At 75.6% G+C, this 17,881-nt stretch carries 16 protein-coding genes; 7 read left to right on the top strand and 9 right to left on the bottom strand.

Translation table 11 applies throughout. The annotated features are described in order from the left end of the window. Window positions 1–218: 218 nt before the first annotated feature. The 3 genes from GYH36_RS09315 to GYH36_RS09305 form a co-directional block, all read right to left on the bottom strand. Window positions 219–1,616, bottom strand: coding sequence for an extracellular solute-binding protein (locus GYH36_RS09315; RefSeq protein ID WP_162289710.1), 1,398 nt, complete (start codon window positions 1,614–1,616; stop codon window positions 219–221). 88 nt (window positions 1,617–1,704) lie between these two features. Next, the gene (locus GYH36_RS09310; RefSeq protein ID WP_162289709.1) at window positions 1,705–3,477 is read right to left on the bottom strand and encodes a glycoside hydrolase family 13 protein; all 1,773 of its coding nucleotides are present in this window, start codon (window positions 3,475–3,477) and stop codon (window positions 1,705–1,707) included. Window positions 3,478–3,800: 323 nt separating this feature from the next. Then, on the bottom strand, window positions 3,801–4,832 hold the full coding sequence (locus GYH36_RS09305; RefSeq protein ID WP_024839434.1) for a LacI family DNA-binding transcriptional regulator: 1,032 nt from the start codon (window positions 4,830–4,832) through the stop codon (window positions 3,801–3,803). A gap of 108 nt (window positions 4,833–4,940) precedes the next feature. Here GYH36_RS09305 and GYH36_RS09300 point away from each other — a divergent pair, with 108 nt between their 5' ends. Genes GYH36_RS09300 through GYH36_RS09285 form a run of 4 tightly spaced genes read left to right on the top strand, consistent with a single transcriptional unit; the run spans window position 4,941 to window position 10,204 of the window. Then, window positions 4,941–6,713: a beta-N-acetylhexosaminidase gene (locus GYH36_RS09300; protein WP_312028575.1), complete on the top strand. Its 1,773-nt coding sequence runs from the start codon at window positions 4,941–4,943 to the stop codon at window positions 6,711–6,713. Beyond that, a complete protein-coding gene (locus tag GYH36_RS09295; RefSeq protein ID WP_162289708.1) occupies window positions 6,710–8,404 on the top strand; it encodes an N-acyl-D-amino-acid deacylase family protein in 1,695 nt (564 codons plus the stop codon). The genes GYH36_RS09300 and GYH36_RS09295 overlap by 4 nt, the downstream gene beginning before the upstream one ends. Beyond that, window positions 8,401–9,756 carry an alanine racemase gene (locus GYH36_RS09290; protein WP_115943036.1) on the top strand — a complete coding sequence of 452 codons (1,356 nt, stop codon included), beginning with the start codon at window positions 8,401–8,403 and terminating at the stop codon, window positions 9,754–9,756. Before GYH36_RS09295 ends, GYH36_RS09290 begins: the two co-directional genes overlap by 4 nt. Before the next feature lie 40 nt (window positions 9,757–9,796). Beyond that, on the top strand, window positions 9,797–10,204 hold the full coding sequence (locus GYH36_RS09285; protein WP_162289707.1) for a RidA family protein: 408 nt from the start codon (window positions 9,797–9,799) through the stop codon (window positions 10,202–10,204). Window positions 10,205–10,309: 105 nt separating this feature from the next. Here GYH36_RS09285 and GYH36_RS09280 read toward each other — a convergent pair whose 3' ends face one another. From GYH36_RS09280 to GYH36_RS09270, 3 genes are all read right to left on the bottom strand, one after another. Further along, entirely contained in the window at window positions 10,310–11,512 is a 1,203-nt protein-coding gene (locus GYH36_RS09280) for a glycerate kinase (RefSeq protein ID WP_162289706.1), read from the bottom strand. Window positions 11,513–11,591: 79 nt separating this feature from the next. After that, window positions 11,592–12,104: a MarR family winged helix-turn-helix transcriptional regulator gene (locus tag GYH36_RS09275; RefSeq protein WP_162289705.1), complete on the bottom strand. Its 513-nt coding sequence runs from the start codon at window positions 12,102–12,104 to the stop codon at window positions 11,592–11,594. A 56-nt stretch (window positions 12,105–12,160) separates the two neighbouring features. Then, window positions 12,161–12,922 carry an isoprenyl transferase gene (locus GYH36_RS09270; RefSeq protein ID WP_162289704.1) on the bottom strand — a complete coding sequence of 254 codons (762 nt, stop codon included), beginning with the start codon at window positions 12,920–12,922 and terminating at the stop codon, window positions 12,161–12,163. Window positions 12,923–13,282: 360 nt separating this feature from the next. Between GYH36_RS09270 and trhA the strand changes: the two genes are divergently transcribed. After that, window positions 13,283–13,972 carry a PAQR family membrane homeostasis protein TrhA gene (trhA, locus tag GYH36_RS09265; protein ID WP_203231726.1) on the top strand — a complete coding sequence of 230 codons (690 nt, stop codon included), beginning with the start codon at window positions 13,283–13,285 and terminating at the stop codon, window positions 13,970–13,972. Between the two features lie 271 nt (window positions 13,973–14,243). On the opposite strand, the gene GYH36_RS09260 is transcribed toward trhA, so the two are convergent. From GYH36_RS09260 to mca, 3 genes are read right to left on the bottom strand one after another with little or no spacing between them, the layout of a single operon-like run. Further along, window positions 14,244–15,050, bottom strand: a complete 807-nt coding sequence (locus tag GYH36_RS09260) for a carbon-nitrogen hydrolase family protein (RefSeq protein ID WP_312028574.1) — start codon at window positions 15,048–15,050, stop codon at window positions 14,244–14,246. Window positions 15,051–15,052: 2 nt separating this feature from the next. Next, complete coding sequence (locus tag GYH36_RS09255; RefSeq protein ID WP_115943041.1) at window positions 15,053–15,451, bottom strand: hypothetical protein; 399 nt, start codon at window positions 15,449–15,451, stop codon at window positions 15,053–15,055. After that, window positions 15,448–16,329: a mycothiol conjugate amidase Mca gene (gene mca / locus GYH36_RS09250; protein ID WP_115943745.1), complete on the bottom strand. Its 882-nt coding sequence runs from the start codon at window positions 16,327–16,329 to the stop codon at window positions 15,448–15,450. The genes GYH36_RS09255 and mca overlap by 4 nt, the downstream gene beginning before the upstream one ends. 258 nt (window positions 16,330–16,587) lie before the next feature. Between mca and GYH36_RS09245 the strand changes: the two genes are divergently transcribed. Together GYH36_RS09245 and greA are read left to right on the top strand one after the other, a co-directional pair. Beyond that, the gene (locus tag GYH36_RS09245; protein WP_155099822.1) at window positions 16,588–17,022 is read left to right on the top strand and encodes a DUF4307 domain-containing protein; all 435 of its coding nucleotides are present in this window, start codon (window positions 16,588–16,590) and stop codon (window positions 17,020–17,022) included. A gap of 307 nt (window positions 17,023–17,329) precedes the next feature. Beyond that, a complete protein-coding gene (greA, locus tag GYH36_RS09240; protein WP_024839446.1) occupies window positions 17,330–17,812 on the top strand; it encodes a transcription elongation factor GreA in 483 nt (160 codons plus the stop codon). The last annotated feature ends 69 nt before the right edge of the window (window positions 17,813–17,881 follow it).

Raw genomic sequence — 17,881 nt, 5'->3', positions numbered from 1 at the left:
AGGACGCGCTTGCCGCGCAGGTCGCCCAGGGAGTCGATGGTCTTCATGCGGTCTCCTACGGTTCGGTCGCCGTCGTGGGGGGGGGGGGGGGGGGGGGGCGGGGGGCCCCCCGGGGGGGCGGCGGGGGCGCGGGGGGCGGCCCACCCGCGCGGGGGGGGGCGCCGGGGCGGCCCGGCGGGGGGCGCGCCGGGCCGGCCCGGGCTGCGGACCCGGCGGTGTCAGCCCTGGTCGAGCAGGGCCTGCGCCTCGGTGTTCGCCTGCTCCAGCAGCGCGTCCACGTCGGCGTTCTCGTCCGTGAGGACGGCCTGGACGACCGGGTCGAGCAGCGCGTAGATCTCCTGCGTCTTCTGCGACGGCTCACCCACGAGCGGCAGGTCGAACATCGTGTCCGTGTAGCTCGTCATCTGGTCGAGCGGCACGTTGATGTAGTCCGCGATCCACTCCTGGTTCTGCTCGTACTGCTCCTGGGAGAACATCGGCAGGACCGGGGTGCCCACGGGCTGGTCGTTCGCGACGAGGACCTCGGCGTCGGCGACGGCGCGCTTCTCGTCGACGAGCTTGCCGAGGTAGAAGAAGTCGATCCACTTGATCGCGGCCTCCTTCTTCGCCTCGTCCACGGTCGCCGGCATCGCGGCGAGCGTGCCGCCGGTGAGGACGCCCGCGTCGTCGCCCTCGAGCGGGAGCGCCGCGAGGCCGTAGGTGGACGGGTCGAGCGCGTTCGTCTGCACGAGCGACGTGAACACGTCGGAGCCCGACGTGTACATCGCGACCTGCCCGGCGGCGAAGGCCTGGTTCATCGTTCCCCAGTCGAGGAGGAAGTTGCTCCCGAGGGAGCCGTCCTCCCAGCGCATGGCCTGCAGCCACTCGAGCGCGGCCTTCGTGCCGTCGTTCGTGAGGGTCGACGTGGCCGTGCCGTCGTCCGCGACCTCCTGCGTGCGGCCGCCGCGCGCGAACGTGTTCACCGTGAGCTGCCAGCCGCCCGTGTTGTTCTGCGACATCTGCATGTAGCCCGCGACGCCGGGGTTCGCGTCCGCGATCTTCTTCGCGTACTCGCGGACCTCGTCCCACGTGGTCGGCGGCTGGTCGGGGTCGAGGCCGGCCGACTCGAACAGCGCCCGGTTGTAGTGCAGGCCCACGCCGTAGACGTTCTTGGCGGGGATCGCGTAGACGTGGCCGTCGGCGCCCGTGCCGGCCTCGAGGATGGCCGGGTTGAAGCGGTCGGCGTACGGCAGGGTGCGGAACTGCTCGTCGAGGTCCGCGAGCTGGCCGTTCTCCACGAGCGTCTTCGCGTCGGTGAACGGGATCTCGAAGACGTCGGGCAGCGTGCCGCCCGCGAGCTGGGGCGCGAACGTCGTCGCCTTCCACTCGTACTCCTCGGGCACGACGTCGATGTCCGGGTTCGCGGCCTCGAACTCCTCGACCTGGGCGTTGAAGGCGTCGATCGCCTCCTGCTCCGAGCCCGGGAGCAGGGACACCACCGAGAGGGTGACCTTCCCGTCGTCCGAGCCGCTGCTCTCGTCGTCGCTGCCCGAGCCGCCGCTCGAGCACGCGGCGAGCGTGCTGATCGCGAGGGCCCCCGCGAGGGTGAGGCCGATCGCCTGACGTGTGGACTTCATCGTCACTCCTGGGTTCCGGTGGTGCTGGGTGCTGGGTGGGGTGGGTGCGGGTCGCCGGCCCGCCCGGTGAGGCGCGCCGGTGTGGCGGTCAGGGGCGCGACGGGGTCGCGCGGAGCCAGACCGCGGTGTCGGTGGTCAGGGGCGCCGGTGGCTGCGGCGCGCCAGGACCGCCCGAGGCGTCGGCGGGGAGGTCGCTGCGCACGAGGACCACGGCGTCCGCCGGCAGCGGGACGTCCTCGACCCCGAGGTTGACGACGCACGTGACCGCGTCACGCCCGTCGCCCCGGGTGAAGGCGAGCACGTCGTCGCCGAGCGCGACGCCGTCGAGGGCGTCGAGCCAGCGGAACGCGCCGCCGTGCAGCGCGGGCTCGGCGCGCCGCGTCGCGAGGACGCGACGGTAGAGCGCGAGCATCGAGGCGTCGTCGTCCCACTGGGCCTCGACCGACACCTCTCCCCAGCCGGGCGGCTGGGGCAGCCAGGGCTCCGCCCCGCCGTCGGGCCCGAACCCGTGGCTCGTGCCGCCGCGCGTCCACGGCAGGGGCACGCGGCAGCCGTCGCGGCCGGGGTCGACGCCGCCGGAGCGGGCGTGCATGGGGTCCTGGATCGCGTCGGGCGGGAGGTCCTCGACCTCCGGGAGCCCGAGCTCGTCGCCCTGGTAGACGTAGAGCGACCCGGGCAGGGCGGCGGAGAGCAGCGCGGCGGCGCGGGCGCGGCGGCGACCCAGGTCGAGGTCGGTCGGCGTGCCGGCGCGCTTGGCCGCGAACGAGAACGAGCTGTCCTCGCGGCCGTAGCGGGTCACCGGACGCGTGACGTCGTGGTTCGACAGCACCCACGTCGCCGGCGCGGCGACGGGCGCGTGCGCGTCGAGCGTCGTCTGGACCGACTCTCGCAGGGCCTTCGCGTCCCAGGGGCGCGCCATGAAGTCGAAGTTGAACGCGGTGTGCATCTCGTCGGGGCGCAGGTACTGCGCGAACCGCGCGCGGTCGGCGAGCCACACCTCGCCCACGAGGACGCGGGGCTCCTCGTACGAGTCGGCGACGGCGCGCCAGCCGCGGTAGATGTCGTGCAGCTCGTCGCGGTCGACGTGCGGGTGCTCGCCCGGCCCCGGGTGCGCGGGCACCTCGGGCAGCGCGGGGTCCTTGACGAGCTGGGCCGCCGAGTCGATGCGGATGCCCGCGGCGCCGCGGTCGAACCAGAACCGCAGGATGTCCTCGTGCTCGCGGCGCACGTCGGGGTGGTTCCAGTTGAGGTCCGGCTGCTCCGGCGCGAACACGTGCAGGTACCACTCGCCGGGCGTGCCGTCGGGGTTCGTCGTGCGCGTCCACGTGCTGCCCTGGAACTCCGAGACCCAGCGCGTCGGGATCTGCGACCCGTCCTCGCCCTTGCCCGGGTGGAACCAGAAGCGCTCGCGCTCGGGCGACCCCGGCCCGGCGGCGAGCGCGGCCCGGAACCACGAGTGCTCGGACGACACGTGGTTCGGGACGACGTCGACGATCGTGCGGATGCCGAGCGCGCGGGCCTCCGCGATGAGCGCCTCCGCCTCGGCGAGCGTGCCGAACTGCGGGTCGATCGCGCGGTAGTCCGCGACGTCGTAGCCGCCGTCGGCGAGCGGGGACACGTACCACGGGGTGAACCAGATCGCGTCGACGCCGAGGTCGCGCAGGTACGGCAGGCGCCGGCGCACGCCGGCGAGGTCGCCCGTGCCGTCGCCGTTCCCGTCGGCGAAGCTGCGCACGTACACCTGGTAGATCACGGCGCTGCGCCACCAGTCGGTCGACGCCGCCCGCTCCGGTCCCGCCGGACCGGCGGTCGCCTCGGGGGTGGGTGCGCCGTCGGCGACTCGGGGGTGGTCGTTGCTCACCGTGTCCTCTTCCGTGAGTTCGGGAGCGAGGGCGTGCGGGGCACGTCTCGCCTGCTGCTGCACCGTGTGCGGTGCCGACCGGGGCGGGCCCCGGGGACGGCCGTCGTGCAGCGGGGTGTCGACCGCGCCGTCGAGACGACTGTAACTAGACGACAGGAAGCGCGCAAGAACCCGACAAGGCCGTTATCGAAACGCTATCTCTCGACGTCGAGAGAGTTGCGTCGCCGTGGGTCGGGCCGTCGTCGCCCCGGCGCACGACGACGAAGCCCCGGCCGGCGCGCGACGGCGCCGGGCCGGGGCCCGGGAGAAGAGGGGTGCGGGTGCTACGACCCGACGGCCTCGCGACCGGCGCCGCGGGCCGCGGCGGTCGACCCCCGCACGACGAGCTCCGGCTCGAACAGGAGCTCGTCGCGCGAGACGTCGGCGCCCGCGATCATGCTCGCGAGCAGGTCCACCGCCGCCCGGCCCATGGGCTCGATCGGCTGGCGCACGGTCGTCAGCGCCGGGTCCGTGGAGTTCATGAGGTTCGAGTCGTCGTAACCGACGACGGACACGTCCGCCGGGACGTCCAGGCCGGCCCGTCGCACGGCTCGGATCGCGCCCAGGGCGAGCGGGTCGCTCGCGCACACGATCGCGGTCGCGCCGGCCTCGAGGAGCCGGTTCGCGGCGGCCTGGCCGCTCTCGAGCGAGTACTGGCTGTGCACGACGAGCGCCGGGTCGAGCGCGTGCCCCTGCCGCTCGGCGAACGCCTGCGCCGCCGCGAGCTTGCGCTCCGACGGCACGTGGTCGGCCGGGCCGAGCAGGAGGCCGACCCTCTCGTGGCCGAGCGAGAGCACGTGGCCCAGCGCCTGGTTCATCGCGACGAGGTCGTCGCACGAGACGCGCGGGAAGTCGAGGTCCTCGATGGACGCGTTCATGAGCACGACGGGCAGACCGAGCTTCTCGAGCCGGTGGAAGTGCGCGTGGTCCGCCTGCCGCTCCGCGTAGAAGCCGCCCGCGAAGATCACGCCGGACACGTGCTGCCCGAGGAGCAGGTCGATGTACTCGGCCTCGGTGACGCCCCCGGCGGTACGCGTGCACAGCACGGGCGTGAAGCCCTGCTGCGCGAGCGCACCCCCGATGACCTCGGCGAACGCCGGGAAGATGGGGTTGACGAGCTCGGGGAGCACGAGGCCCACGAGGCGGCCGCGCTCGCCGCGCAGCTTGGTCGGCCGCTCGTATCCCAGGACGTCGAGCGCGGTGAGCACGGCGTCGCGCGTGGCCTGCGAGACCCCGGGCTTGCCGTTGAGCACGCGGCTCACGGTGGCCTCGCTGACACCGACCTTGGTGGCGACCTCCGCCAGACGTCTCGACATGCTGCCGACTATACGCGCGGTTGCAAGCCGCTTGCGTGATTCGAAGCCGTCCGACGAATCCTTGCGTCGGCGCTCCCCGACGTCGGGAGATGCGGCTAGGCTCGTTCGGTGTCCTTCCAAAAGGTGACCGCGTCGTCCCCCGAGCCCGCGACGGACCCCTTCGGGCTCGTCCCCGCCCCCGTGTCGGTGTCGCCGGGCGACGGCGTCGTCGCCCTCCCCGACGGGACCCGGGTCGCCACGGACCCCGCGCTGCGCCCGGCCGCACGGCGCTGGCGGCGCGCGACGGAGGACGCGTTCGGCCTCGACCTCGTGCCCGTGCGCGCCGACGCCTCGGACGCCGCGGACCGACCCGCCGTGACGTTCGCGCTCGACGCGGCACTCCCGGCGTCGGGCTACCGGCTCACGATCGACGACGCGGGCGTCCGCGTCGCCGCTGCCGACCTCGACGGCGCGCACGCCGCCGCGCACACGCTGCGCCAGCTCGCCGGCCCGGCCGCGTTCCGCCGCGCCCCCGGGCGACGGGCGCCCGGTACGACGACGCCCCCGCTGGTCCTCCCCCACGTCACCGTCACGGACCACCCGCGGTTCGCGTGGCGCGGCGTGCTGCTCGACGTCGCCCGCCACTTCCTCCCGCTCGCGGACGTGCTGCGGTTCGTCGACCTCGCCGCGGCCCACCGGCTCAACGTGCTCCAGCTCCACCTCACGGACGACCAGGGGTGGCGCGTCGAGATCGAGCGGTACCCGCGCCTCACGGAGGTCGGGGCGTGGCGGCACGAGTCGGGGGTCGGCACGTGGCGGGCCGGCGTCTTCGACGGCCGCCCGCACGGCGGCTACTACACGCAGGACGACCTGCGCGAGGTCGTCGCGTACGCGCGCGAGCGCGGCGTGACGGTCGTGCCGGAGATCGACGTGCCCGGCCATGTCGAGGCCGCGGTCGCGGCGTACCCGGAGCTCGGCACGCGCAAGCGGCCGCACGAGGTCCGCACCACGTGGGGCGTGAGCACGGAGGTGCTCGACCCGTCCGAGGAGTCCCTGGAGTTCTTCCGGAACGTGCTCGACGAGGTGCTGGAGGTCTTCGACGCGCCGTTCGTCGCGATCGGCGGCGACGAGGTGCCGACCACCCTGTGGCGCGAGAACCCGGCGATCGTCGAGCGCGCGCAGGCGCTCGGGCTCGACGACGTGGGCGGCCTGCACGGCTGGTTCCTCGCGCGCCTCGCGGAGCACGTCGCGTCCCGCGGCCGACGCGCCGTCGTCTGGGACGAGGCGTTCGGGCCCGCGCTCCCGCGCGACGCCGTCGTCACGTCGTGGCGCGGCTGGGCCGTGGGGGCCGACGCGCTCGCCGCGGGTCACGACGTCGTCATGGCCCCCGAGCAGGTCGTCTACCTCGACCACCGCGGCGGCGACGCCCCGGACGAGCCCGTGCCGGTCGGCTTCCTCACGACGCTCGAGGACGTGTACGCGTTCGAGCCGCTCCCGGCCGCGGTCGCGCCCTCCGGCGACGACGGCACGACGCCGGGGCGCCTCCTCGGCGGCCAGGCCGAGCTGTGGTCCGAGCACCTCGACTCCGCGCGCCGCGTCGACTACGCCGCGTTCCCGCGCCTCGCCGCGTTCGCCGAGGTCGTGTGGTCGCCCGAGGCCGACCGCTCCCCCGGGTCGCCCGCGTCGCGCGCGTTCCGCGAGCGCCTTGAGACCCACCACCTGCCGCGCCTCGACGCGGCCGGCGTGGAGTACCGCCCGCTCGACGGGCCGCACCCGTGGCAGACCCGCCCGGGCGTCGCGGGCTGGCCGCGCGACCGCGAGGCCGAGCTCGCCGCGGGCGGCCTGCGCGGAGTCGGCGGCTGGGTCGAGGGCCGCGACGAGGACGCGGGGGGCCCGGCGTGAGCACGCTCGTGATCCGCGGCGCCCGGCTCGTCGAGCCCGACGGCGCGGCCTCCCCGCCCGTCGACGTCACGGTCCGCGCGGGGCGGGTCGAGAGCGTCGCGCCCGCCGCGGCGGGCGCGCCCGACGCCGCCGCGGCGCTGGACGCGGGCGGGCGCCTCCTGCTGCCGGGGTTCGTCGACGCGCACGTGCACGGCGAGGCCGCGGTGCTCGACGAGGACGTGCAGCTCGCGATGCTGCGCCAGGGCGTGACGAGCGTCGTCGTGGGCCAGGACGGCGTCTCGTGGGCGCCGTCGCCCCGACCGGGCGAGTCGACCGCGGGGGGCGCGGGCACGGAGCTGGGCGGGAGCCTGCACGACGCGGCAGCCTGGGCGTCGGGCTACTTCGCCGCGATCAACGGCGAGCACCCCACGTTCCGCGGCGGACCGGTCGCCGACCTGCTCGCGACGTACGACGGCACGACGCGCGTCAACGTGGGCTACCTCGCCCCGCACGGCACGATCCGCTACGCGGTCCTCGGCCCGGCGGCGCGCTCGGCGGCGCGCGGCGAGGTCGACCGCATGGTGGCCCTGCTCGCCGGCGCGCTCGACGACGGCGCGCTCGGCATGTCGACGGGCCTCGAGTACGTCCCGGCGGCCTACGCCGACGAGGCGGAGCTCGTCGCGCTGACGAGCGTGCTCACCGCGCGCGGGCTCCCGCACGTGTCCCACATGCGCGGGTACGAGGACAGGGCGGGTCCGGCGTTCGCCGAGCTCGTGCGCGTCGCGCGCGCGTCCGGGGCCGCGACGCACGTGTCGCACTACCACGGGCCGGCGGCCGAGCTCCTGGGCTACGTCGACGACGCCCGCGACCAGGGCCTCGACGTCACGTTCGACTCCTACCCGTACCTGCGCGGGTGCTCGATCCTGTCGATGGTCTCGCTGCCGACGTGGCTCCCCGTGGCGGACGTCGACGCGACGGTGCGCGCGCTGCGCGACCCCGCGGTGCTCGACCGCCTCCACCGCGAGCACTTCCCGGCCCTGGCCGACCTGTGGCCGCGCGTGACGATGGCGGCGGTGCCCACCGGGCCGGCCGCCGGCGCGCCCGCGGACGAGCCCGCCGCGGACCTCGCGTGGACCGAGGGCGTGGCGCTGCCCGACGTCGCGGCGCGCCTCGGCCTGTCCCCCGCCGACGCGGCGGTGCACCTGCTCGTCGCGACGCGTCTGCGCGCGTCGTGCGTGTTCGCGCAGCCGCCCACCAACTCCCCGCTGTCGGTGCGCGCCCTCCTGCGCCACCCGGCGCACGTGGGCGGATCGGACGCGATCTACGCGCCCGTCGGGGGCGGCGGCCGCCCCCACCCGCGCGGCTGGGGGGCGTTCGCGCGCTTCCTCGCCGAGCACGTGCGTAGGCTCGGGGACTGGACGTGGCACGACGCGGTCACGCACCTGTCCACCCGGCCCGCGCAGCGCTTCGCGCTCGCCGGGCGCGGCGTCGTCGCCCCGGGCGCGGTCGCGGACCTCGCGCTCGTCGACCCGGACGGCGTGCGCGACGAGGCGACGTACGAGGACCCGCGCCGCCCGGCGTCGGGCGTCGACGACGTGCTCGTCGCGGGCGTGCCCGTCCTGCGCGACGGCCGCCTGACCGACGCGCTCCCGGGCCGCCCGCTGCGCCCGGCCCGACCCGCCCCGACCACCGACACCCGGAGGACCGCATGACCGGCTCCACGACCGGACCAGCCCAGCCCGACCGCCCGTGGGCGGGTGACGTCGTCGGGCCCCGGACGAAGGGACTGCGGCTCGCGGGCCTCGCGACCGTCGCGGACGTCGTCGCGGGCACGCCGCGCGTGACCGACGACCCGTTCTCCTGGCCGCTGCTCACGCTCGACGACGCGACGCTCGACCACAACGTCGGCGTCGTGGCGCGCGTGTGCGCCGAGCGGGGCGTCGAGCACGCGCCGCACGTGAAGACGACGATGTCGCGCGCGCTCTACGCGCGCCAGGCCGCCGCGGGCGCGTGGGGGGCGACCGTCGCGACGCCCGCGCAGCTGCGCACGGTGCGCGACTGGGGCGTGCCACGCGTCCTGCTCGCCAACGAGCTGCTCGACCCGCGCGAGATCGCGTGGCTGCGCGACGACCTCGCGCGCGTCGCGGCCGGCGCCGAGGACGAGGTCTGGCTGTGCGTCGACTCGACGCACGGTGTCGATCTGCTGGTGCGTGGGCTCGCGGGCGCGGACGACGCGACCCGCGCGCGCGTCGGCGTGCTCGTCGAGCTCGGCGTGCCGGGCGGGCGCACCGGCGTGCGGAGCACCGCGGCGGCGCTCGACCTCGCGCGCGCGGTCCGGGCCGCCGGGCTCCGGCTGCTCGGCGTCACGGGGTACGAGGGGTCGGTCGCGGGCGGCACGAGCGACGACGAGCTCGCCGCTGTCGCCGCGTGGTGCGACGACCTGCGGGACCTCGGCACGGCGTTCGCCCGGGAGGGCCTCGCGGGCGTCGACGAGCCGCTCGTGCTCTCGGCGGGCGGCAGCTCGTTCCTCGACGTCGTGCTCGCCGCGCTCCCCGGGCCGGTCCCGGGCCCCGACGGGCGTGAGGTCGCGACGCGCGTCGTCGTGCGCTCGGGCGCGTACGTGACGCACGACCACGGGTTCTACGGGCGCACCGACCCGTGGAGCCGCATCCCCGGCGCCGAGCCGCTGCGCGGCGCCGCGACCGTGTGGGGCCAGGTCCTCTCCGTGCCCGAGCCGGGTCTCGCGATCTGCGGCGTCGGGCGCCGCGACGTGTCGTTCGACATCGACCTGCCCGTCGCGCTGTGGCTGCGCTCGCAGTCCGACGACGGCTGGCTCGCCCCGCGCGAGCTCGCCGGGACGCGCGTCACCGCGCTCAACGACCAGCACCTCTACCTCGCGCTCGCCGCGGGCGAGGCGACCACGGGCCCGGCGACGGCCCAGGTGCGGCCCGGCGACGTCGTCGGGTTCGGCATCTCCCACCCGTGCACGACGTTCGACCGGTGGCGCGTGGCCGCCGTCGTGCGCGGCGACGAGGTCGTGGACCTCGCGACGATCGACCTGTGACCACCCCGACCCGACCCGGCACATCCCGAGAGGACACCGCATGACCAGCGAGAAGACCGCGATCTCGACCCCCGACGCCCCGGCGCCCGCGCACACGTTCCACCAGGGGGTGCGCAAGGGCCCGTTCGTCCAGGTCTCCGGCCAGGGCCCGGTGGACCCGGCGACGAACGAGTACCTCCACCCGGGGGACGTCGCGGCGCAGACCACGCGCACGCTCGAGAACGTCAAGGCCATCGTCGAGGCCGCGGGCGCGACGTTCGACGACGTCGTCATGCTGCGCGTCTACCTCACCAAGCGCGAGGACTTCCCGGTCATGAACGACGCGTACGGCGCGTTCGTCGCGCAGCACACCACGAAGGGCGTCCTGCCGAGCCGCACCACCGTGTTCACGGGTCTGCCGCGCGGGGAGATGCTCGTCGAGATCGACGCGTTCGCGATCACGGACTGACCCGGCCACGCCCGCGCAAGGCCCGGTCCCCGCGTGCGGGCCGGGCCCTGCGTCGTCGACGGCCGTGGCCGACCGCGGTGCCGCCGTCGAGGGTGTGGCCGCGGGTCAGCGCCGCGACGCGACGTGCAGGCTCGTGACCGTCGCGGCGAGGTCGGTGAGCCGCGACGCCGTGCGGTCGAGCAGCTCGTCGAGCTCGATCGGCCCGGGCGCGATGCTGAACGCCGCTGCGATCCCGGCGTCGCGCGCCTGGTGCGCGGGCAGGAGCACGCGCCCCGCGAGCACGACGACCGGCGGCCGGTGCGGCGCCTCGGCGGCGAGCGCGCCCATCGCGTCCGCGACCTTCCCGTTGACCGACTGCGAGTCGAACGACCCCTCGCCCGTGACGACCAGGTCGGCGCGGGAGATCTCCTGCGGCAGCCCGATCGCCTCCGCGACGAGGCGTGCGCCCGGCTCGAGCTCGGCGCCGAGGACCCCGACCATCGCCGCGGGCACCCCGCCCGCCGCACCGGCGCCCGCGAGCTCCGACACGTCGAAGCCCGCCTCCTCGACGAGCACGCCCGCCCAGCGCCGCAGCGCCGCGTCGAGGAACGCCACGTCGGCCTCCTGGGCGCCCTTCTGCGGGCCGAACACGTGCGCCGCGCCACGCTCGCCGTGCAGCGGGTTGGTCACGTCGACCGCGAGCCGCCACCGCACCTCGCGCGCCCGCGGGTGCAGGCCCGCGAGGTCGAGGCGCGCGACCCGCGCGAGCCCCTCTCCGCCGTCGGGCACCTGCTCGCCCTGCTCGTCGAGGAGCCGCGCGCCGAGCCCCGTAAGGATGCCTGCGCCGCCGTCGGTCGACGCCGACCCGCCGAGGCACACGACCACCTCGTCCACCCCGGCGTCGAGCACGGCCGCGGCCGCCGCGCCCGTGCCGCGCGTGTGGGCGTGCAGCGGCTGCAGCGCGACGTCGCTCACCTGCGGCAGTCCGCTCGCCTCCGCGAGCTCCACGACCCCGAGCCGGCCGTCGCGCGAGACGCCGTAGCGCGCCGTGCGGGGGCGGCCGATCGCGTCGACCGTCTCGACCTCGCGCGCGGGGACGCCCCAGACGGCGAGGAGCGCGTCGAGGGTGCCCTCGCCGCCGTCGGCCATGGGCAGCTCGACGACCTGGGCGTCGGGGACGACGCTGCGCACGCCCGCGGCGACGGCGTGCGCGACGTCGGCGGCACTCAGGCTGCCCTTGAAGGAGTCGGGCGCGACGACGACGCGCAGCGGGCCGTCGGGGCGACGCGGGACGACGGGGGTCGGGTGGGTGCTCGGCGTTGAGGACACGCTCGCATCCTAGGCAGCGGGGTCCGTCCCGGTCAGCGGAGGAACGGACGGACCGGACGTGTTCCCCGCCACACAGCGCTCACGCGCCCGAGGCGTCGCCACCGTCGTCGGACGCCGCGGGGGGCGCCACGTCGGGGATGGACGCCTGCGCCGCGCGCAGGCGTTCGAGCAGGTCCTGGAGGGTCGCGAGCTCGTCGTCGTCGAGCGCCCCGCCCACGTAGGTCGCGATCGCGCGCGCGTGCGCGCGTCCGACCGAGCGCTGCACCTGCGCGCCGGCCGGGGTGAGCCGCACGACGGTGCCGCGCGCGTCGTCGGGCGCGGACCGGCGCTCGACGAGCCCGCGCGACGCGAGCCGGTCGACCATGCGGCTCAGCGACGGCTGGCTGAGCAGGATGAGCTCGTTGAGGTCGCGCAGGCGCATCCCCTCGTCGGGGCCCTTGGTGAGCGAGAAGAGCACGTCGTACTCGCGCAGCGTCACGCCGTCCCACACCGGGTCGGACTGCAGCCGCCGCATGATCGTGACCTGCGCGCGGAACAGCGACTCCCAGGTCTGGACGGCCCGGCGGGCGCCGCCGTGGCCCTGCTCCCCCATGTGCGCCTCCGAGCGGTCGATGCGTTCGCATCGACCTTACCGGCGCGTGCCGGGTGTCAGCGCCCGAGGCGGCGCTCGCGCTGGGAGTACGAGCGCAGCGCGCGCAGGTAGTCGACCCGGCGGAAGTCGGGCCAATACGCCTCGCAGAAGTAGAACTCCGAGTGCGCGCTCTGCCAGAGCAGGAAGCCCCCGAGCCGCTGCTCCCCGGACGTGCGGATGACGAGCTCCGGGTCCGGCTGGCCCTTGGTGTACAGGTGCTCCTCGATGTGCTCGACGTCGAGGTTCTCCGCGAGGTCCTCCAGGCGCGCGCCCGCGTCGGCCTGCTCGCGCAGGTACGACCGCACGGCGTCGGCGATCTCGTGCCGCCCGCCGTAGCCGATCGCGACGTTGACCTGGAGACCGTCGACCGCGGCCGTGCGTTGCTGCGCGTCTCGCAACGCGCCCGCGAGCCGCTCGGGGAGCAGGTCCTGGCGTCCCATGACGCGCAGCCGCCAGCGGCCCGAGTCGGCGAGGTCGCGGACCGCGTCCTCGATGATGTCGAGCAGCGCGGAGAGCTCCTCCTGCGAGCGGGAGAGGTTGTCCGTCGAGAGCATCCACAGCGTCACGACCTCGACGCCGAGGTCCTCGCTCCAGCCGAGGAACTCCGCGATCTTGTCCGCGCCCCGGCGGTGGCCGGTCGCCGTGGACTCCCCGAACGAGCGCGCCCACCGGCGGTTGCCGTCGAGGATGACCCCCACGTGGCGAGGGACGGCCTCGTGCGAGAGGGTCGCGGCGAGGCGACGCTCGTAGAGTCCGTAGACGGGGCGGGGCAGACGCACGACGGTTCCTCGGGCATGGGCGGACGGGTGTGTCGCCCGGCGGGCTGGTCCCTGGTCGGGACGCGCGGGCCGAACGGGCACACGCTACCGCCCGGTCGGGCCTCGACCGCAGGCCGCCGAGCGCCGCGCACGCCCCTGCCCAGGATCTTCACACGGTGCGGAGGTCACCGGTCGCGAACCTACGATGCCGTAACTTACGATGGCGTAGGTTCGAGTGCGCGACGCCGTCGCGCATCGTGACCCGCCCCGCCGCCCGCCGGCCCGTCACGAGGAGACGCCGTGGACCGACCGACCGACCCCGACCGCACGCCGCGTCCGACCGACGACGGCGAGCGGTCACGCGTGCCGGGCGCCCAGGCGCTGGGAGGCGTCCGCGAGAGCGTGGGCGACGCGGTCGAGAAGGTCGCCGAGGCCGTCAAGCCGCGTCTGCGCGGTTGGATCCACGCCGGGACGTTCCCGTTCGCCCTCGTCGCGAGCATCGTGCTCGTCGTGGTCGCCCCGCCCGTGGCCGGCAAGGTCGCGTGCGCCGTGTTCGGGCTCAGCGCGTGCCTGCTGTTCGGCACGAGCGCCGTCTACCACCGGGGCACGTGGTCGCCCCGCGTCGCGGGCATCCTGCGGCGGGCCGACCACTCGAACATCTTCCTCATCATCGCGGGCACCTACACCCCCCTCGCGGTGCTCCTCCTCCCCCAGCGCACCGCGACGATCCTGCTGTGCATCGTGTGGGGCGGCGCCGTGCTCGGGCTGCTCGCCCGCATCCTGTGGCTCGACGCCCCGCGCTGGGTGTACGTCCCGATCTACGTCGCGCTCGGCTGGGTCGCCGTGGGATACATGCCGCAGTTCTGGACGACGACGAACGGCCCCGCCGTCGTCTGGCTCGTCGCCGTGGGCGGCCTCGCCTACACGCTCGGCGCCGTCGTCTACGGCATCAAGCGCCCGAACCCGAGCCCCCGCTGGTTCGGCTTCCACGAGATCTTCCACGTGCTCACCGTCATCGGCTTCACGTGCCACTTCGCCGCCATCATGATCGCGGCCGTCGCCGCTCGCTGACCCCGCCCGAGGCGAGCCGCACGCCGACCCACCCGACCGGCGCGCGCCCGACGACCCCGGCGCGCCGCACGCGGAAGCCCCACGGCCTCGACCGGCGCGCGCCACGGATCCGGGGCGAGCCGTACGACGCGGGGCGGTGCCGGACGAGGGGCGGCGGCGGGTCGTGGTGGGTCTGGCGGGAGCCCGCGAGGGACGAGCGGGCGGATGGTAGACCCGCCGCCGCCCCTCGGGAGGCACCGCCCGGGGGAGGCACCGCCCGGAGCAGTGCGCCTCAGCCCCGCGGCACCACCGCGTAGCGCCGGTTCGCGAGCGACGGGTTCCGCTCCCGCACGCTCGCCAACGCCCCCGGGTCGAGGTCCGCGCTGCGCAGCTCCGCCCGCTCGCCGAGCTCCAGCCCCACCTGCCCGTCGGGCCCGACGAGCAGCGAGCGTCCGATGACGCCCTTGCCGGCCTGGCCCACGGCGAGCACGACGGCGGTGTTCTCGATGGCACGGGCCCGGGCGAGGGTGCGCCACTGGTCCGCCTTGAGGTCGCCCGCGGCCCAGGCGGCGGGAACGACGAGCACGTCGGCGCCCGCGTCGACGAGGCGCCGCGCGCTCTCGGGGAAGCGCAGGTCGTAGCAGGTCATGACCCCGCACGTGAGGTCGCCGACGCGCAGGACGAGCGGGGGTGCGGCGGGGTCGCCGGCGTCGAGCAGGTCGGACTCGCGGTGCCCGAAGGCGTCGTAGAGGTGGACCTTGCGGTAGGTGCCGACGATCTCGCCGTGCGCGTCGGCGGCGACGACGACGTTGACGGCGCGCCCGGGCGCGCTGCCGGGCACGAGGGTGCCGGCGATCGCGGCGACGCGGTGCTCGCGCGCGAGGCGGCGCAGCGTGGTGACGAACGGCCCGTCGAGCGGCTCGGCGTGCTCGGCGCCGGTGCCGCGGGGCTCGAAGGCGGCGGCGTACTCGGGCAGCACGAGCAGGTCGGCGTCGACGCGCGCCGCCTCGCGGAACGCGGCCGCGACGGTCACGAGGTTGGCGGCGTGGTCGGCCGAGACCTCGATCTGGCCGATCGTGACGCGCGCGCCGGCGCCCACGCTCAGTCCCGCCCGCCGGGTCCTGCGCCGGGCGCCCCGTCGCCGGGCGCGCCGTCACGGGCTGCACCGTCGCCGGCGTCCGGCGCCGAGCCGGTCGCGTCGTCGGTCCCGCTCTCGTCGAGCGGGCCGTCGGCGCCGATCCCTTGCACCTCGGCGTTGTGCCGCATGCGGCGGAGCTGGCGGGAGAGACCGAAGAACAGGCCGACGGCGGCCAGCGCGACGGCGAAGATCGCGAGGAAGCCGACGAGTCCCGGGGAGACGTCGGTGGGCTCGAGGTCCTCGCGCAGCGGGTCGTCGGACGGGCTCGGCGTGGCCGTCTCGGCGACGACGTCGGCGGCCCAGCCCGGGCCGCCGGCCCCGGTGAGCGTCAGGGTGTCCGGGAGGGACGTCGTCGGGCTCACCGGGCGGCCTCCTCGGCGGCGACGAGCTCGCGGACGCCGGCGAACAGGTCGTCCTCCGGCAGGTCGGTGGGGACGCGCGACTCGGCGAGCTCGAACTCCTCGTAGGGCCACACGTCGACCTCGAGGTCGCGCGGGATGGCGAAGAAGAAGCCCTCGGGGTCGATCTGGGAGGCGTGCGCGATGAGCGCGGCGTCGCGCTGCGCGTAGTACCGGGCGACGTGGACGCGCGTGGTGACCTCGCGCTCGGGGATCTCGCGCGCGGACCGGGACTCGACCCAGTCGCCGAACGGGGACTCCAGGCCGGCGCCCTGCATCGCCTCGTGGAGCGTGCGGATGCGGTTCATCGAGAAGTCGTGGTTGTAGTAGAGCTTGAGCGGCGACCAGGGTGCCGCGCCGCCCTCGCGCCGGTAGCGGTCAGGTTCGCCCGCGGCGTGGAACGCCTCGAACGCGACGCGGTGGCACATCACGTGGTCGGGGTGCGGGTACCCGCCCGTGGGGTCGTACGTCGTCATGACGTGCGGGCGGAACTCGCGCACGAGCTCGACGAGCGGCGCGGCGGCCTCCTCGAGGGGCACGAGGCCGAACGAGCCCTCGGGGAGCGGGGGCAGCGGGTCGCCCTCCGGGAGCCCCGAGTCGACGAACCCGAGCCAGTGCTGCCGGACGCCGAGCGCGCGGGCCGCGGCCGCCATCTCGACGCGCCGCAGGGCGCGCATGCCCTCGATGCCCTCGGGCCCCTCGCCGAAGCCGGGGTTGAGGATGTCGCCGCGCTCGCCGCCGGTGCACGTCGCGACGAGCACGTCGACGCCCTCGGCCGCGTAGCGCGCGGTGGTCGCGGCGCCCTTGCTCGACTCGTCGTCGGGATGGGCGTGCACGGCCAGGAGGCGGAGCCTCTCCGGCTGCTCGCGATGGGTGGTCGATCCGGCCGCGGGTTCGGCCACTGGTCCTCCCGGGTGCGTCGTGCGTCTCCTCGCACGGCCGCGGACGTCGTGGGTGCACGACGAGCGCCGGGGCTCTGCGAAGATGGGTCGAGGACATGATCCCCCACCGCGCCCACACCTGACGAACCGCCGGTCACCGCCGGCACGCCGCCGGGCCAGCGACCGGGCGCGGCGGCACCGACCACGGGACCCGCAGCCATGACGAACGAGACCACCGCCCCGCAGCCGAGCCCGGGCGCGCCCCTGCGACCGCCGGCGGGCCGGTACGGGCCCGAGCCGACGGAGCGGCGCCGACGCCTCGCGGTCGTCGGCATCGTCCTCGTGGCGGTCGTGGGCCTCGCCGTGACCTTCGTCATCGGGCTGCGGTACGCGAACGAGCCGGTCCGCTACAAGGACTTCGGGTTCACCGTCGTGGGCCCGGAGCGCGTGGACGTGACGTTCGAGGTCTACATGGACCCGGGCACGACGGCGACGTGCACGCTGGACGCGCTCGCGGAGAGCTACGCGCAGGTCGGGACGGTCGACGTGACGGTCGGGCCGGTCGAGTCCGCCCAGTCCCGCTACACCGTGAGCGTCGCGACGTCCGAGCTCGCGACGACGGGCGTGGTGCAGTCGTGCCGCGTCGTGCCCTGACCGGGCCCACGACCGGTCCGGCGCGCCCGCGCCGACCTGCGCCGGCGCCGTCGGTACCTCGTGCTTTGCTATCCTGAGGGATTCCCGCACCCACCGCGTGGAGCCCGTGGCAGGTGCCCGTGACAGGCACACGTCCACCGGGCACCCACGGAGGACCGGCGGGAGACCAGTCCTACGCGCTGCCACCCGGTCAGCGTCACCGACCCGGGCAGGCAGGCGCACCGCGAACGCACGCGCCCCGGCTGCCCGCACCCGTACGGCCGTGCGACCGACCCGGCCGTCGACCATGGAAAGGAAGGAGCGAACCGTGACCGACACCACCGTCACCTGGCTGACCCAGGAGGCGCACGACAGGCTGCAGGCCGAGCTCGCCCACCTGTCCGGCGAGGGCCGCACGCAGATCGCGGAGCGCATCGCCGCTGCCCGTGACGAGGGCGACCTCAAGGAGAACGGCGGCTACCACGCCGCGCGCGAGGAGCAGGCCAAGAACGAGGCCCGCATCCGTGAGCTCACCGAGAAGCTGCGCAACGTGCGGATCGGCACGCCGCCGGACGACGGCAAGGTCGAGCCCGGCATGGTCGTCACCGCCGTCGTCGCGGGTGACGAGATGACGTTCCTGCTCGGCTCGCGCGAGATCGCCGGCACGACCGACCTCGACGTGTACTCGCCGACGTCGCCGCTCGGTGCCGCGATCGACGGCAAGACCGTGGGCGACGAGACGAGCTACACCGCCCCCAACGGCAACGAGATCGCCGTGAGGATCACGGCCGCGAAGCCCTTCGAGGGCTGACGCACCTCGCCCGCACGGACGCTCCGACGGCCCGGCCCTCCCCCGGAGGTGCCGGGCCGCGGCGCGTCC

The organism is Cellulosimicrobium composti (assembly GCF_010287905.1).
GTDB classification, from domain to species: Bacteria; Actinomycetota; Actinomycetes; order Actinomycetales; family Cellulomonadaceae; genus Cellulosimicrobium; species Cellulosimicrobium composti.
The sequence above is the reverse complement of the archived record's forward strand: the minus strand, read 5'-3'. Positions and strand labels throughout refer to the sequence as shown.